Origin of the sequence: Winogradskyella algicola, assembly GCF_005869935.1 — a bacterium.
Lineage (GTDB): Bacteria > Bacteroidota > Bacteroidia > Flavobacteriales > Flavobacteriaceae > Winogradskyella > Winogradskyella algicola.
In genome coordinates this window covers 40,005-57,329 of sequence record NZ_SZQF01000001.1, presented here as the reverse complement: position 1 = coordinate 57,329, position 17,325 = coordinate 40,005, and the positions used below count along the sequence as shown (strand labels likewise).

The 17,325-nt window shown below is 35.8% G+C and carries 11 protein-coding genes and 1 tRNA gene; 9 read left to right on the top strand and 3 right to left on the bottom strand.

Annotated features, from left to right (window positions below; genetic code table 11):
- Window positions 1–3 precede the first annotated feature (3 nt).
- On the bottom strand, window positions 4–3,441 hold the full coding sequence (locus FC091_RS00225) for a glycosyltransferase family 117 protein (RefSeq protein ID WP_138432274.1): 3,438 nt from the start codon (window positions 3,439–3,441) through the stop codon (window positions 4–6).
- 153 nt (window positions 3,442–3,594) lie between these two features.
- Between FC091_RS00225 and FC091_RS00220 the strand changes: the two genes are divergently transcribed.
- A tRNA-Gln gene (locus FC091_RS00220) sits at window positions 3,595–3,667 on the top strand.
- 172 nt (window positions 3,668–3,839) lie between these two features.
- On the opposite strand, the gene FC091_RS00215 is transcribed toward FC091_RS00220, so the two are convergent.
- On the bottom strand, window positions 3,840–4,664 hold the full coding sequence (locus tag FC091_RS00215) for a universal stress protein (protein ID WP_138432273.1): 825 nt from the start codon (window positions 4,662–4,664) through the stop codon (window positions 3,840–3,842).
- Window positions 4,665–4,818: 154 nt separating this feature from the next.
- Between FC091_RS00215 and rimP the strand changes: the two genes are divergently transcribed.
- The 3 genes from rimP (at window position 4,819) to infB (ending at window position 9,281) form a co-directional block, all read left to right on the top strand.
- Window positions 4,819–5,283, top strand: a complete 465-nt coding sequence (gene rimP / locus FC091_RS00210) for a ribosome assembly cofactor RimP (protein WP_138432272.1) — start codon at window positions 4,819–4,821, stop codon at window positions 5,281–5,283.
- Between the two features lie 12 nt (window positions 5,284–5,295).
- Window positions 5,296–6,528 (top strand): transcription termination factor NusA, encoded by a 1,233-nt coding sequence (nusA, locus tag FC091_RS00205; RefSeq protein ID WP_076619800.1) that lies wholly within the window; start codon window positions 5,296–5,298, stop codon window positions 6,526–6,528.
- A 71-nt stretch (window positions 6,529–6,599) separates the two neighbouring features.
- A complete protein-coding gene (gene infB, locus FC091_RS00200; protein WP_138432271.1) occupies window positions 6,600–9,281 on the top strand; it encodes a translation initiation factor IF-2 in 2,682 nt (893 codons plus the stop codon).
- A gap of 73 nt (window positions 9,282–9,354) precedes the next feature.
- On the opposite strand, the gene FC091_RS00195 is transcribed toward infB, so the two are convergent.
- Window positions 9,355–9,738, bottom strand: a complete 384-nt coding sequence (locus tag FC091_RS00195; RefSeq protein WP_246035773.1) for an SPOR domain-containing protein — start codon at window positions 9,736–9,738, stop codon at window positions 9,355–9,357.
- A 210-nt stretch (window positions 9,739–9,948) separates the two neighbouring features.
- Between FC091_RS00195 and FC091_RS00190 the strand changes: the two genes are divergently transcribed.
- Genes FC091_RS00190 through FC091_RS00170 form a run of 5 tightly spaced genes read left to right on the top strand, consistent with a single transcriptional unit; the run spans window position 9,949 to window position 17,321 of the window.
- The gene (locus FC091_RS00190) at window positions 9,949–11,262 is read left to right on the top strand and encodes a c-type cytochrome (protein ID WP_138432270.1); all 1,314 of its coding nucleotides are present in this window, start codon (window positions 9,949–9,951) and stop codon (window positions 11,260–11,262) included.
- Between the two features lie 27 nt (window positions 11,263–11,289).
- A complete protein-coding gene (locus FC091_RS00185) occupies window positions 11,290–14,397 on the top strand; it encodes a TAT-variant-translocated molybdopterin oxidoreductase (protein WP_138432269.1) in 3,108 nt (1,035 codons plus the stop codon).
- A 29-nt stretch (window positions 14,398–14,426) separates the two neighbouring features.
- Window positions 14,427–16,163, top strand: coding sequence for an NrfD/PsrC family molybdoenzyme membrane anchor subunit (gene nrfD, locus FC091_RS00180; RefSeq protein ID WP_138432268.1), 1,737 nt, complete (start codon window positions 14,427–14,429; stop codon window positions 16,161–16,163).
- An 8-nt stretch (window positions 16,164–16,171) separates the two neighbouring features.
- Window positions 16,172–16,711, top strand: coding sequence for a DUF3341 domain-containing protein (locus FC091_RS00175; RefSeq protein ID WP_138432267.1), 540 nt, complete (start codon window positions 16,172–16,174; stop codon window positions 16,709–16,711).
- Between the two features lies 1 nt (window position 16,712).
- Window positions 16,713–17,321, top strand: a complete 609-nt coding sequence (locus FC091_RS00170; RefSeq protein ID WP_171032425.1) for a c-type cytochrome — start codon at window positions 16,713–16,715, stop codon at window positions 17,319–17,321.
- The last annotated feature ends 4 nt before the right edge of the window (window positions 17,322–17,325 follow it).

Genomic DNA, 17,325 nt, shown 5'->3' with positions numbered 1-17,325 from the left:
TGGTTATCCTTCAGGAACAATTGAGTCTTTAATAGTATCGTTTAAAATTGTATTAACATCCAGATCATCTAATGGCACTTCATCCTCTTCATCAGAATCCATAAGTTTAAGTAAGCTCAAATAACTATTAAATTTTTTGGTTTCTTCTAGAGCAAACTCCTTGTCATTGTAAATAACCAGTAGGTCTACTAAAGCTCTATAGCGTTGTATGTCCAAGTAGATATCATCAATTAGTCTTATTTGGTCATACTCGTCCAAGCCTCCGTAATACACAAGATTTTCTTGATAGACTTTAGCTACGTCTTTATATAATGCCCTTCCTTTTTCGGTGTTACCAACTTCATAATAAGCACTTATGTAAGGTTCTAGGAGTGAGTGATAGCCAAATTTATCTACTGGCATTTTCTCCATGGCTATATCTGCAATTTCTTCAGCCTCTTTTAATTTATCTTCGTTAATAAGCGCTTCTATTAGTCGTGCAAGATTGCCTCTATATGTAATACCATTTCTTCTTGTTTCAATATCGTGATAGATATCTTCACCGCTTCCGCCCCAATTCCATTCTTTTACCATATTGTACATAAGGTCTGGATCTACGCGACCCATGTCATAAGGGTTGGCTCTATCTACAGGAGTTTTTATGGGTACAAGTTTATAGCACATACCATCAAGTTGTAGATAGTCTTTTAACCAAACATAGTCATCAGCACCAAATGCACCACCAGTAAAATATATTGGACGTTCCCAATTATTGTTGGCAATAATATCTAGCATTAACAATCTGTTTTTGTAAATGTAACTTCCTTCAATTTCAGCATATAGGTTATCCTCAATTTTATCAGCATCTTTGGCACTTACAATACCATTTTTAAGCACTTGATACTTGTTAACAGGAATGCTAATGTGTCTGGTAGGAAAATAATTTGTGTTTTGAATGTGTTTTGGGTATTGTCTAGGATCCTCACCTTGTGCTTTAACCACATATCCAAACTTGGTTTTAGGATCATCGTTAGATATAAAATCCATAAAGTCACTTATAGGTAGCGTGTCTTTAGTGATTTCTCTTCTGATAATTACATCTCTTGTGCTACCTCTGTATTGGTTGTGTGTTAATTGCGAAGGAATTGGATCACTTTCATAAGCCTTACGTTTCATTTGATCGATGTACCAATCTGTTTGAAATAAACTTGTATTTACCACACGAACATCTGTCCTAACTCCTTCAATTTCTTGTAAATACCATAATGGAAAAGAGTCATTATCTCCAATTGTAAATAGTATGGCATTTGGTGCACAGGATTCTAAATATTTGCGTGCCATAGCATTAGCTGTATATTTTCCTGAGCGGTCATGGTCATCCCAATTATTTGCAGCTAAAACACCAGGAACAATAACTAAGCAAACCAAAGTTACAGCAGGAGCTAATAGTTTTGTTTTTACGCTAGACTTTAATAGGTCATAAATAGCATAAACTCCAAATCCAATCCAAATGGCAAATACATAGAAAGAACCAACTACAGAATAATCGCGTTCACGAGGCTCAAAAGGTCTAATATTTGTGTAGAACTGTATGGCTAAACCAGTCATTAAAAAGAAAACTAAAAGCACCCAAAAGCGTTTGGCATCGGAATACATTAAAAACAAAAAGCCTAATAATCCTAAAATAAGCGGTAAGAAGTAATACGTATTTCTTGCTTTATTTTCTAAAACTTCTGTTGGTAAATTATCTTGCGATACGCCTAGATGTAGCTCATCAATGAATTTAATACCAGAAATCCAATTGCCATTAAAGTCATCGTATTTACCCTGGATGTCGTTTTGTCTTCCTGTAAAATTCCACATAAAATAGCGCCAATACATGTAACCAAACTGATATTGAAACATGTACGCCAAATTATCACCAAATGAAGGTTTTTCCACTACTAAATACTGTTGACCATAACGTCTTAAAAACTTATCGTAGTCTTCATAGTCAACCTCACCTTTTCTAATACGCATTCTAAAATCATTAACAATCTGGTCAAAACGACGTTTTTCTTGCAATGCATAAGAACTTGCCTGTTCCGAAGCGATTTGGTCTGCTTCAGCTTCGCTCAGACCTTGTCGCATAGCATCATTCATAAACACACTATACGCCTCATCAAAAGCATTTTTTTGAAGATTTGGATTTACCTTAAAGTCAATAAAACCAGTAAACATCATGTAGTTATCAGCATGTTCGCTACTCCACATTCTTGGTAAGATTGAAGCATGCTCATGATTGTAGTTTTGTTTTGTGCCTTCCCAATCGTTAATAACTACATACTCGCCTAATTTTTCATCGCGTTCATAGTTCTTTTTATCATCTACGTAGGGTTCATCCTTATCAGCGCCAGAATAAATTTCAGTAAACTGTGGTCCGTAAAATAGGTGTGTTTCTGGATATTGCTCTAAGTTGTAGTAGGCTAATAGTTCTCTGGCATCAGAAGGATCATTTTCGTTAATAATAACATTGGCATTAGCGCGTATTGGTAACATCATCCATGATGAAAACCCAATAAAGATGAACATTAAGCACAGTACTAATGTATTAACATGAATCATACCTTTTTTACGAGTGTAATTCAATCCAAAATAGAATAGGGCGATAACTAATAAGCCTGTTATTATGGTGCCTGAATTAAAAGGTAGTCCCATTGAGTTTACAAAAAACACTTCGAGATAACCGAAAAGTTTTAATGTGGAAGGCAATAATAATTTGAAAATAAACAATAGTATAGCCGCTGAAACAACATTGGCAATTATAAAGTTTTTAACTGTGATGGTTTTATAATTCTTAAAGTAGTAAATAAGGCCAATAGCAGGAATGGTTAACAGTCCCATAAAGTGAACACCAAACGACAACCCGATTACAAATGCAATAAGAATTAACCAACGGTTACCTCTTGGCTTATGCATGTCTTGTTCCCAACGCAGCGCTAAATAGAACATTATAGACATAATTAAAGTTGCCATAGCATAAACCTCTGTTTCAACAGCGTTGAACCAAAATGAATCAGTAAAGGTAAATGCTAAACTTCCTACAAAAGCACTTCCTAAAATAGCCATGCCTTTGCTTGTGCTAGAGTCCTTATTATATTTTACGAGTTTAACTAATAATAGACTGATCGTCCAAAACATGAATAAAATGGTGAATGCACTTGATACAGCACTCATTAAATTCATAATCATACCAATTTGAGAAGGCTCTAGCGCAAAAATGGAAAAAAACGCACCCATCATCTGAAATAGTGGTGCTCCTGGTGGATGTCCAACCTGTAGTTTAGAAGATGTTAGGATGTATTCACCTGCATCCCAAAAACTTACTGTTGGCTCTACAGTTAAAGCATAGACTGTGCAAGAGATTGCAAATACTAGCCATGCTAATATATTATTCCATTTTTTAAAGTTGAATTCTGTCATTGAAAACCTTAGTTAATGATGCTGGCGAATTTACTAATTATTACAGTAATGCCTACATTTTTAAGTTAACGTTAAGTAATTTCAATTATTTTTTTACTTTTTTTTTGTCCAAGACAACTTTTGTATTAAATTTGCACCCTCAATTTAAGAGATTGGCCTATGGTGTAACTGGCAACACGTCTGGTTTTGGTCCAGAAGAGTCTAGGTTCGAGCCCTAGTAGGCCAACAGAAAAAGAGTCCTAACTACAATTAGTAGTTGGGACTTTTGCTTTTAATACAAAAAACACAAAAGGGTGAGAAGCCTGTGCCGAGCGCAGTCGAGGTAAGCCCTAGTAGGCCAACAAAAAATCCTAATCATTTCGATTAGGATTTTTTATTTTCAGAATATTAATTCTCAATTATATCTTAAAAGTTATTACAGGCCGTTTAGCATGGTTTACTAAATCTTCACTTATGCTGCTATTGAAAAAATGGGCAATACCTTGTCTACCATGTGTGCTAATGCCAATAAGATCAGCGTCTATTTCAGCAGAAAAATTTAATATACCCTCTTCTACACTTGTATCGTTGTGTACATTTATAGTGTAATTCTCAAAAGTTTGTCCAGAAATAAAATCATTAATTCGAGTTCTAGATTCATAAGTTGTTATAAAATTATTAGCAGTATTTACTAAAAGTAGATGAATTTTAGCATCAAATAACTCGGCAAACTTTATGGCTTGCTTGTAAGTTTCTCTATTATCGTTTTTAAAGTCAGATGCAAAAACAAAATTCTTAATATCAAAACTGTGATGCTTATTTTTAATAACTAAAACAGGAACATCCGAAGAACGCACCACTTTCTCAGCATTAGAACCTATAAACATTTCTTTCAGGCCAGATGCACCATGAGAACCCATAACAATCAAATCAATATCAAAATCCTTGCAAGCGTCCTTTATTTCGTTAAATGTAATGTCTGCTTTAACAGTTTCATGTACAGTAATCCCTTCTAAAAAATCACTGTCCAAAAGGTCTTCAAACTTTTTGTGAGCTAGTCGCATAAAAAACAACGTTTCAGGAATATCACTCTTTACAGCACCAGGATCAATGTGTTGCATTGGGATTTCCATCATATGCAATAAATAAATATCAGCATTATGCTTTTTGGCCAACATTGCAGCTACTTCCAAAGCGTTTGTTGCTTGCTCCGAAAAATCTGTAGGGACTAAAATTCTGTTCATTATATTGAATGATTATTATTAGTCTTATAAATCTACGAAAATAAATCCACTTTATTTGGCTTTGAAAAATTGATATAAATATTGTATATTTGCACCATTGTTTACGGAAAGAAAACGAGAGAGGACGAAAAGTCCTCTCTTTTTATATCAAGAGATGTTTAAGGATACGGTAAAAGATTTGTTAAATCAGGCGTTAGATCAACGTAAGGATTTGTTTCTTATAGATTTTGAAATTTTGTCTGACAATACGATTAGAGTTGTGATCGATGGTGATAAAGGTGTGTTAGTAGAAGACTGTATTTTTATCAGTAGAGCTATAGAACATAACCTTGATAGAGAAGAACAGGATTTTTCATTAGAAGTAACATCATGTGGTGCAACAGCACCATTACAGCTACCAAGGCAATACAATAAGCATATTGGTAGAAATTTAGAGGTTAAAACTGTTGAAGGAGATAAAGTTGAAGGGCAACTAGTAGATGTTAACGCTAAAGATATAACGTTAAAGTGGAAAACAAGAGAGCCAAAGCCAGTAGGTAAGGGCAAGGTAACAGTAATAAAAGAAGTTAATATTGCTTTTGAAAACATTAAAGAAGCAAAAGTTAAAATAAAATTTTAATTCAATTCAATTATGGAAAATGTAGCGTTAATAGAGTCATTTTCAGAATTTAAGGACGATAAGTTAATTGATAGAGTGACGCTGATGGCGATTCTAGAAGATGTGTTACGTAATGCTTTAAAAAAGAAGTACGGAGACGACGATAACTTTGATATTATTATAAATCCAGATAAAGGTGATTTAGAAATCTGGAGAAACCGTATCGTTGTTGCAGATGGTGAAGTAGAGGATCCAAATCAAGAAATTGCATTATCAGAAGCTCAGAAAATAGAGCCAGATTTTGAAGTTGGTGAGGACGTTGCAGAAGAAGTAAAATTGGTTGATTTAGGAAGACGTTCAATTTTAGCATTAAGACAAAATCTTATTTCTAAAATCCACGAGCACGATAATACTAACATCTATAAGCAGTTCAAAGAATTAGAAGGTGAAATCTATACCGCTGAGGTACATCACATTCGTCATAGAGCAATAATTTTGTTAGACGATGATGGTAATGAAATTATCTTGCCAAAAGACAGACAAATACCTTCAGATTTCTTCAGAAAAGGTGAGAATGTAAGAGGTATAATTGAAAGTGTTGAATTGAAAGGAAGTAAGCCAGCAATTATAATGTCTAGAACATCACCATTGTTCTTAGAAAAGTTGTTTGAGCAAGAAATCCCAGAAGTATTTGACGGATTAATTACAGTTAAAAAGGTAGTTCGTATACCAGGTGAAAAAGCAAAAGTAGCAGTAGATTCTTATGATGATAGAATAGATCCTGTTGGTGCTTGTGTAGGTATGAAGGGATCACGTATTCATGGTATTGTACGTGAGCTTGGTAATGAAAACATAGATGTTATCAATTACACAAACAATATTCAACTTTTTGTAACCAGAGCATTAAGTCCAGCAAGAGTAACATCTTTAAAGTTAGATGAGGAAAACATGCGTGCTGAAGTGTTGTTAAAACCAGAGGAAGTATCAAAAGCTATTGGTAGAGGTGGTCATAATATTCGTTTAGCTGGTCAATTAACAGGTTACGAGATAGACGTATTTAGAGAAGGTGCTGAAGAAGATGTAGAGTTAAAAGAATTCTCAGATGAAATCGATGGATGGATTATTGATGAATTCAGTAAAGCTGGTTTAGATACAGCAAAAAGCATTCTAGAGCAAGATGTTGACGATTTAGTAAAACGTACAGATTTAGAAGAAGAAACAATATTAGAAGTTATTAGAATTCTTAAGGAAGAATTTGAAGACTAATAGCAGTTTAACTTTAAAAACAATAGAAGTTAGATTGATATAAAACAGATTTAAGTATATTACAGCAATTTATGGCTCAAATTAGAATTAATAAAGTATTAAGAGAACTAAATATCTCATTAGACCGTGCAGTAGACTTTTTAGAGTCTAAAGGCATCGAAATTGAGAAAAGTCCTAATACAAAAATTTCGCAAGAGGTTTATGACACGTTGTCTGATGAATTTCAAACAGATGCATCTAAACGTGAGAAAGCTCAAGAAGTAAGTGAAGCAAAACTCAAGGAGAAAGAGAAGCTCCGTGAGCAACGCGAACGCGAAATTGAAGAAAAAGAAAAGAAAGAAGCCGCTAAAGAAACTGTAGTTAAAGCTAAAGCTGAGCTTAGTGGGCCAAAGCAAATTGGTAAAATTGATTTAGATAAGAAACCAAAAGCTAAAGAAGAGAAAAAAGAAGCGCCTAAGAAAGAAGAGCCAGTTAAGGTTGAAAAGCCAAAGGTAGAAGTAGAAAAACCGAAAAAGGAAGAACCTAAAAAAGAAGAGCCAAAAAAGGTTGAGCCTAAAGTTGAGAAAAAGGAAGAACCTACAGAACCTAGAACTGATGAAAAGTTAAAAACGCAATATCAAAAATTATCTGGTCCAACTACGACTGGTAAAAAGATAGATCTTTCTCAATTCAACAAGCCAAAAAAGAAGAAAGAAGAAAAGAAAACAGAATCTTCTAACGATGGTAATAAGCGTAAAAGACGTAGAATTAGCAAAGGCGGAAACGATAGTGGTGGAAGACCAAACTTTGATAATAGAAGAGGAGGTAAAGGAAGAGGTTCTAGACCAAAAGTAGTTAAGGAAGAGCCTAGCGAAGAAGAAGTACAAAAACAAGTCAGAGAAACACTTGAAAAGCTTCAGGGAAAGTCTAGCAAAGGTAGAGGTGCTAAAAATCGTCGTGAAAAAAGAGATCGACATAGAGAGCAATCTGAAAAAGAACTTCAGGCAGAAGCAGCAGAAAGTAAAATACTTAAGGTTACTGAGTTTGTAACCGTAAGTGAAGTTGCCACAATGATGGATGTTGGAGTAACCCAAGTTATTTCTGCATGTATGTCTTTAGGTATGATGGTGACTATGAACCAGCGTTTAGATGCTGAAACTTTATCTATAGTTGCTGAAGAGTTTGGTTACGAAGTTGAGTTTGTAACAGCAGATATCGAAGAGTCTATTGAGACTGTAGAAGATGATCCAAAAGATTTAAAACCACGTGCGCCAATTGTAACAGTAATGGGGCACGTAGATCATGGTAAGACATCGTTGCTAGATTATATTCGTGAAGAAAACGTAATTGCAGGTGAGTCAGGTGGAATTACACAACACATTGGTGCTTATGGTGTACAATTAGAAAGTGGTCAGAAAATAGCGTTTTTAGATACACCAGGTCACGAGGCCTTTACGGCAATGCGTGCTCGTGGTGCTCAAGTTACAGATATCGCTATTATCGTTGTGGCTGCTGATGATGCTATAATGCCGCAAACAAAAGAGGCTATTTCCCATGCTCAGGCGGCTGGAGTACCAATCGTTTTTGCGATTAATAAAATTGATAAACCAGATGCCAACCCTGATAAGGTAAAAGAAGGATTAGCCAATATGAATTTATTGGTAGAAGATTGGGGAGGGAAAATTCAATCTCACGATATTTCTGCTAAGTTTGGTACAGGTGTAAAAGAACTTTTAGAAAAAGTACTTCTTGAAGCTGAATTATTAGAATTAAAAGCAAACCCTAATAAACCAGCGAGTGGAACAGTCGTTGAAGCTTACCTAGATAAAGGTAGAGGGTATGTATCTACAATACTTGTTCAAGCTGGTACTTTAAAAGTAGGTGATTACGTCTTAGCAGGAAAGAATAGTGGTAAGGTTAAGGCTATGCACGATGAACGTGGTAATGATATAGAAGCTGCTGGTCCATCAACTCCAGTATCTATTCTTGGTTTAGATGGTGCACCTCAAGCAGGTGATAAATTTAATGTCTTTGAAGATGAGCGTGAGGCTAAACAAATTGCGGCTAAACGTACACAATTACAACGAGAGCAATCGGTAAGAACGCAACGTCATATCACATTAGATGAAATCGGAAGACGTATTGCGCTTGGTGATTTCCAAGAGTTAAACATCATTCTAAAAGGTGATGTGGATGGTTCTGTGGAAGCTTTAACAGATTCTTTCCAGAAATTATCAACTGAAGAAATTCAGGTTAATATCATACACAAAGGTGTGGGTGCAATAACAGAAAGTGACGTGCTGCTCGCATCTGCTTCAGACGCGATAATCGTTGGATTTAATGTGCGTCCAGTGGGTAATGCAAGAACAATTGCGGACAAAGAAGAAATAGATATCAGAACATATTCTATCATCTATGACGCTATCAATGATCTCAAGGATGCAATGGAAGGTATGTTGTCACCAGAACTTAAAGAAGAAGTTACTGGTACAGCAGAAATAAGAGAAACTTTCAAGATTTCTAAGATTGGTACTATTGCTGGTTGTATGGTTACAAACGGTAAAATTTACAGAAATTCTGGTATTAGACTTATCAGAGATGGAGTCGTAGTTTATACAGGTGAATTGGCATCTTTAAAACGATTTAAAGACGATGTTAAGGAAGTGTCTAAAGGTTATGATTGCGGTATGCAAATTAAAGGATATAATGACATTTATGAAGGTGATATCATAGAAGCTTTCCAAGAAGTAGAAGTGAAAAAGAAATTAAAGTAATTTCTAAAATAGATTTAAAGAAAAAAGCGACTTGTACAAGTCGCTTTTTTTTATGTTTTTATTTTGTGTCTATCTATTTTTTGTCCGATTTAGGTTGAAAAATAATAGCGTTCATATACTTCTTTTTAATCTTCGCTAAAGCTCTATCAGCTTCAAGTCTAGTTGCAAAATTTCCTACCCAAACTTTATAATTTGGTGTATTCCAAACGATTTCCACAGGCCATTCATCATAAGCATTCAAAAAGTTAGATTTTTCACGATCTGCCTTGTCTGGATCTATACTTTGGTACACTTGTATTCTGTATACTTTTGAAGTCTTTATATCTTTTTTATACTCTAAGAGTTTATCGATGTCGCTGTCTTGGTCTACATTGACCTCACCTTGTTGTGCATTTAAAGTTAATGATAGTAATAATGTTAAAATTGTAGTGCTTATATATTTTATTTTTTTGCTCATAATTAATGGTTTAAATGCAAAGTTATATTATTCAACGATATAGCCATAAAAATGTTATTTAGAATGTGTATAAATTAGTTATTAACAGTTCTCTAAGATTTCTAAAATCGACTTTATATCTTACTTTTGCCAGAGTTTCAGAAACATGACTTTTGTCATATTTAACTGAAAAAATCGTACCAAAGTTTAGAAGATAATTCAACTAACAATATGAAACAGGTGATTTACCGTAATTTAACCTCTAAGATACTTAGCCTTGGTTTTATTTTATTACTTACGTTTTCAACTTCACTGACTGCTCAAGAGGGCGACCCAGCAAAGGGAAAATCTTTATTTAACACAAATTGTGCTGCTTGTCATAAATTGGACAAGCCAATGACTGGTCCTGCGCTTCGTAATGTTGAGGCAAGATTAGCTGAAGAAGAGGGCTTAGATAGAGAATGGCTTAATGCTTGGATTCGTAACAGTTCTGCGCTAATAAAGTCTGGTGATGCTTATGCTAACAAGGTGTATGCAGAGTGGAACAATGTGGCAATGACTGCTTTTCCTACGCTGTCAGATCAAGATATTTCTGATATTTTAGCTTATACTGCTGTTGATCCATGTGAGTTAAATCCTCAATCTTCACCAGATTGTCCTGGATATATTCCGCCTCCAACGCAAGAGGGTGAATCAGGTTCAGGTGGTATATCACAAAATCTTATTTTAGGAGCTTTAGCGGTATTATTTGCTTTGTTGGCGATGGCTCTTGTTTTAGTAAAACGTACTTTAAATCGTTTTGCCGATGCAAAGGGAATTCAAATCCCTGTAGAGGAACAAAGAAAACCATTGTGGAAAGCGTTTATCGAAAATCAATTTTTAGTATTGGTAACAGCTATTTTCTTTTTATTGGCAAGTGGTTATTTCGCATATGGTTATTTAATGCAAATTGGTGTCGATCAAGGCTATGAGCCTATACAACCAATACATTATTCACACAGAATACATGCTGGCGACAATGGTATTGATTGTAAGTATTGCCACTCATCAGCTAGAGTAAGTAAGCATTCGGGTATCCCTTCGTTAAATATTTGTATGAATTGCCATAAATCGATCGCTAATGTAGCGCCAGAAACCTTAGCTGAAGGAAAAGAATATGGAGTAGATTATGATGCTGAAATTCAAAAATTATACGACGCTGTTGGTTGGGATGGTACTGGTTATACAGGTGAGTCTAAACCAGTAAAATGGATTCGTATACACAATTTACCAGACTTTGCATATTTCAATCACTCACAGCACGTTTCTGTGGCAGGAGTAGAGTGTCAGACTTGTCATGGTCCGGTTGAGGAAATGGAGATAATGTACCAGCACTCGCCATTAACTATGGGTTGGTGTATCAATTGTCATAGAGAGACAAACGTAAAAGTTAAAGACAACGGATACTATACTAAAATTCATGAAGAATTATCGAAAAAGTATGGTGTTGATCAGTTAACTGCGGCACAAATGGGTGGATTAGAATGTGGTAAGTGCCATTATTAATTTTAATAAGAAGTAATTCAGAATTATATGTCATCAAACAAGAAATACTGGAAAAGTGTTGAAGAGCTAAACGAAAACAGCTCTATTGTTGAGACGCTACAACAAAATGAATTTGTAGAAGAAATTCCAACAGATGAGTTTTTAGGTGATAAAGAAGCTTTAGAGTCTTCTTCAACATCGCGTCGTGATTTCTTAAAGTATGTAGGGTTCAGTACAGCTGCAGCTTCATTAGCTGCATGTGAAGGGCCTGTAATTAAATCTATTCCTTATGTAGTGCAACCAACGGAAATCATTCCTGGTGTTGCAAACTACTATGCAACAACAATTGCAGATGGGTTTGATTTTACAAGTGTTTTGGTAAAAACAAGAGAAGGCCGACCAATTAAGATTGAAAACAACACAGATGCCGCAACAAATGGAATAGCCAATGCCAGAGTGAATGCGTCGGTTTTAGGGTTGTATGACAATCTAAGGGTTAAGTCTCCAATGAAAGGTGATGCTAAGATTTCTTGGGACACCTTCATGTCCGAAACGACTTCAAAATTAAACGGATTAAGTGACGATAAGCAAATTGTTTTCTTAACGTCAACAATGCCAAGTCCATCGACTAAGAAATTAGTTTCTGAATTTGCTGAAAAGTATGGTAATGTAAAGCATGTAGTATACGATGCTGTCTCAGAATCAGCAACGCTAGATGCGTACCAAGCTAAATATGGTAAAAGAGGAATGGCTAACTACGATTTCTCTAAAGCAAAAACCATAGTTTCTGTTGGTGCTGATTTTATTGGTGACTGGCAAGGTGGTGGTTTTGAGTCTGGTTATGCTAAGAAGCGAATTCCAGACCACGGAAAGATGTCGAGACATATTCAGTTTGAATCTAACATGTCGTTAACTGGTGCTAATGCAGATAAGCGTGTGCCTTTAACGCCAAGCCAACAAAAATTAGCTTTAGCTAAATTATATAGTTTGGTTGTTGGTGGTGCTGTGTCAGTAGATCTGCCTGAAAATATTGCTAAAGCAGTTCAATCTGCAGCAAACGAAATTTCAAAAGCAGGAAGTAATGCTGTTGTTGTTACAGGTATTCAGGATGTAAATGCACAAACAGTTGCATTAGAAATCAATGAATATTTAAACAGTAAGGCGTTTGATCCTAAAACAACAATAAATACAAGACAAGGAAGTAATAAGGCAGTAATGCAATTGGTAGCTGATATGAAAGCTGGTAATGTTGGTGCTGTTATAATGAATGGTGTTAACCCAATGTATACACTTCCTAATTCCAATGATTTTGAAGAAGGGTTGAAAAAAGCGGAATTATCAATTGCGTTTTCGATGAAGCAAGATGAGACGGCTACTATTTGTGATTACATAGCAGCTCTACCTCATAACCTTGAGTCTTGGGGTGATTTCGAATTGAAGTCTGGTCATTATTCAATGATGCAACCTACAATTCGTCCTTTATTTGATACAAAACAATTTCAAGAAGTGCTTTTGGCATGGAATGGAAATAGCTCATCATATAGAGATTACTTAAAATCAGTTTGGACTGCTGATATATTAAACGGAGCTTCGTTTAATAAAGCTGTTCAAGATGGATTCTTTGTGTCAACGTCTTCAGCTTCTGAAGCTGATGTTGTAGCATCAACAGAAGACACAACTGAAGAATCTGAAACGCCTAACGGTAACACGGCAAGAGCCTTAGCGCGTTCTTCTAAGTCTGGTGGTATGGAGTTAACGCTTTATACAAAAACAGGAATGGGAGATGGTCAGCAGGCTAACAACCCATGGTTACAAGAGTTTCCAGATCCAATTTCTAGAACTACCTGGGATAACTATTTAACAGTTTCTAGAGCTGATGCAGAGCAACTTGGTTTAGTAAACGAAAATGTTGCTAACGGTGGCTTAAATGGTAGCTACGCAAAGGTTACTGTTAACGGAGCAACCATTGAAAACGTGCCAGTTTTAATTCAACCTGGTCAAGCTAAGGGTTCTGTTGGTTTAGCATTTGGATACGGTAGAACATCTTCAGCACTAAAAGAAGAAATGAAGACAGGTGTAAATGCCTATCCTTTATATCAAAACTTTAATACGGTACAAGAGGTAACTGTTGAGAAATCATCTGGTATGCACGAGTTTGCCTGTGTACAGTTGCATAATACATTGATGGGTCGTGGAGACATCATCAAAGAAACATCATTAGAGATTTTCAACACTAAAGATAAGCATTACTGGAATGCAGTTCCAGAAGTGTCTTTAAACCATGTTGAAACTCCGGTAACGTCTCCAGATGTAGACTTATGGGATGAGTTCGATCGTTCTATAGGCCATCATTTTAATTTATCTATTGACTTAAATGCTTGTACAGGTTGTGGAGCTTGTGTTATTGCGTGTCATGCAGAAAACAACGTACCAGTAGTAGGTAAGTCTGAAATGAGACGTAGTAGAGATATGCACTGGTTGCGTATTGACAGATATTATTCTTCTCAAGATACTTTTGAAGGTGATAACGATAAAAAAGATAATATTTCTGGTTTAGGTAGTTCGTTAAGCGAATTTGGTGAAATGGAAAGTCCAGCGGATAATCCACAAGTAGCTTTCCAACCAGTAATGTGTCAGCATTGTAATCATGCTCCTTGTGAAACAGTTTGTCCTGTTGCAGCAACAGCTCACGGTCGCCAAGGTCAAAACCATATGGCTTATAACCGTTGTGTAGGTACAAGGTATTGTGCAAACAATTGTCCTTACAAAGTACGACGCTTCAACTGGTTCTTATACAATCAAAATGATGAGTTTGATTACTACATGAATGATGACTTAGGTCGTATGGTATTAAACCCAGACGTTACTGTTCGTTCTCGTGGTGTTATGGAAAAATGTTCTATGTGTATCCAAAAGACACAAAAAACTATTCTTGATGCTAAGAGAGAAGGTCGTCCGGTTAAAGATGGAGAATTCCAAACGGCTTGTTCTGCAGCTTGTGGTAATGGTGCAATGGTATTTGGTGATGTTAATGACAAAGAGAGCAAGATTGCTGAACTAAGAGAAGATAATAGAGCGTACCACTTGTTAGAGCACGTAGGTGTTAAGCCAAATGTGGTTTATCAGACAAAAGTACGTAACACAACAGAAGCATAAATTTAAATTAAAGAATCAATTATATAATTATGGCGTCTCATTACGAAGCACCTATTAGAAGACCTTTAGTTACTGGCGAAAAATCGTATCACGATGTTACAGTAGATGTAGCAAGACCGGTTGAAGGCAAAGCAAACAAAGCTTGGTGGATTGTTTTCGGCATTTCTTTGGTTGCATTCCTTTGGGGAATAGGTTGTATTATTTATACCGTAGCAACTGGTATTGGAGTTTGGGGTCTTAACAAGACTGTAAACTGGGCTTGGGATATTACTAACTTTGTTTGGTGGGTAGGTATTGGTCACGCAGGAACACTGATTTCTGCAGTACTTTTATTATTCCGTCAAAAATGGAGAATGGCAATTAACCGTTCTGCTGAAGCGATGACAATTTTCTCGGTTGTTCAAGCTGGTTTGTTCCCAATTATTCACATGGGTCGTCCATGGTTAGCGTATTGGGTATTGCCTATACCAAACCAATTCGGTTCTTTATGGGTAAACTTTAACTCGCCATTACTTTGGGACGTATTTGCAATCTCTACATATTTATCTGTGTCATTAGTATTCTGGTGGACAGGTTTATTGCCAGATTTTGCGATGCTGAGGGATAGGGCGGTAAGACCATTCCAAAAGAAAATATATTCTCTAATTAGTTTCGGTTGGTCAGGAAGAGCAAAGGATTGGCAACGTTTTGAAGAGGTGTCTTTAGTACTTGCTGGTTTAGCAACTCCATTAGTACTTTCTGTACACACAATTGTATCGTTTGACTTCGCAACCTCTGTTATACCTGGTTGGCATACGACGATTTTCCCACCGTACTTCGTTGCGGGTGCGATTTTCTCAGGATTTGCGATGGTAAACACCCTTCTTATTATTATGAGAAAAGTGTGTAATCTTGAAGACTATATCACGGTACAACATATCGAGTTAATGAACATTGTAATTATGATTACAGGTTCTATTGTTGGTGTGGCATATATTACAGAGTTATTCATTGCGTGGTACTCTGGTGTAGAGTACGAGCAATATGCGTTCTTAAACAGAGCAACTGGTCCTTACTGGTGGGCATATTGGGCTATGATGACTTGTAACGTTTTCTCACCTCAGTTCATGTGGTTTAAGAAATTAAGAACAAGTATTATGTTCTCATTTTTTATTTCAATTGTCGTGAACATTGGTATGTGGTTTGAGCGTTTCGTTATCATTGTAACATCATTACATAGAGATTATTTACCTTCATCTTGGACAATGTTCTCGCCAACATTCGTTGATATAGGGATCTTCATCGGAACAATTGGTTTCTTCTTTGTATTATTCTTGCTGTATTCACGTACTTTTCCAGTGATTGCACAGGCAGAGGTAAAGACGATTTTAAAATCTTCAGGTGAACGTTACAAGAATATTAGAGAAAGAGGTGAAAGCTTAGTTGGAACTGGTGCAGATCCAAGAACTTCCAATACAAATCTAGAATTTACAACATCTACTGAAAACCCTTTACCAGATGTAAACGATGATAAAGTTAACAATCTTCTTGGCACAATAGGAACCTTTGATTCCTCAACTGAAACAGCCGACGATTTAAAGAAAATTAGTGGTGTTGGCCCAAAAATGGAAGAAGTGCTTAATAGTATCGGTATTTATACCTACTTACAAGTAAGTAAGATGACAAAAACAGAATACGATTTGTTAGATTCGATCACAGGTTCTTTCCCGGGAAGAGCAGAACGTGATGATTGGGCGGGACAAGCGAAAAATTTATTAAATAACTAATATAGTATATGGAAGCTTCAAAAGTAATTCATGCTATTTATACAGATGATGATGTGTTAATGTCTGCCGTAAAAAAGGTAAAGGCTCAAAAACATCACATTGAAGAAATATATACACCTTTTCCTGTTCACGGATTAGACAAAGCAATGGGTTTAGCACCAACTAGACTTGCAATAACGGCATTTTTATATGGTTGTGTTGGTTTAACAGTTGCTGTATTAATGATGAATTTTATAATGATTAAAGATTGGCCACAAGATATTGGCGGTAAGCCAAGCTTTAGTTATTTAGAAAACATGCCAGCATTTGTACCAATTATGTTTGAGTTAACGGTATTTTTTGCAGCACACCTTATGGTTATTACGTTCTATTTAAGAAGTAGAATGTGGCCATTTAAAAAAGCTGAAAACCCAGATCCCAGAACAACAGACGATCATTTCTTAATGGAAATTGCTGTTCATAATAACGAAGGAGAATTAACTTCATTATTACAAGAAACAGGTGCTGTTGAAATTAATATTGTAGATAAAGACGAAGATGCACATTAATATGAAGACATCATTAAAATATATCGGAGTACTAGTTGTATTGGTAGGTTTTGTGTCTTGCCAAAAGAATTCAAGACCAAACTATCAATACATGCCTAACATGTACGAATCTGTTGGGTACGAAGCTTACCAAGAATCTGATGCTTTTGCAAATGGCGTGGAAGCACAGCTACCAGTAGATGGTACAATCCCAAGAGGTAATTTTATGCCTTATGAAATTGAAGACACAAATGAAGGCTATGAAATGGCAAAGGCAACTTTAAAAAACCCATTGGCAGATCCAATTCCTTTAAGTATGGCAGATTCTATCAAAGCGGATCCAAATGTATCTAGAGTTGATTATGCGGTCGGTGGTCCTTTATACACTATCTACTGTGCAATTTGTCATGGAGTTAAAGGTGATGGTAAAGGGAAATTAGTTGAACGCGAAAAGATTTTAGGTGTCCCAAGTTATGATGATGCTGGTAGAGCCATTACAACAGGTAGTATTTACCATGTGATTTATTATGGTAAAAATACTATGGGATCGTATGCTAATCAGTTAAACGAAGAAGAGCGTTGGCAAGTGGTAGCATATGTTGAAAAACTTAAAGCAGATTTAGAAAAATAAGATT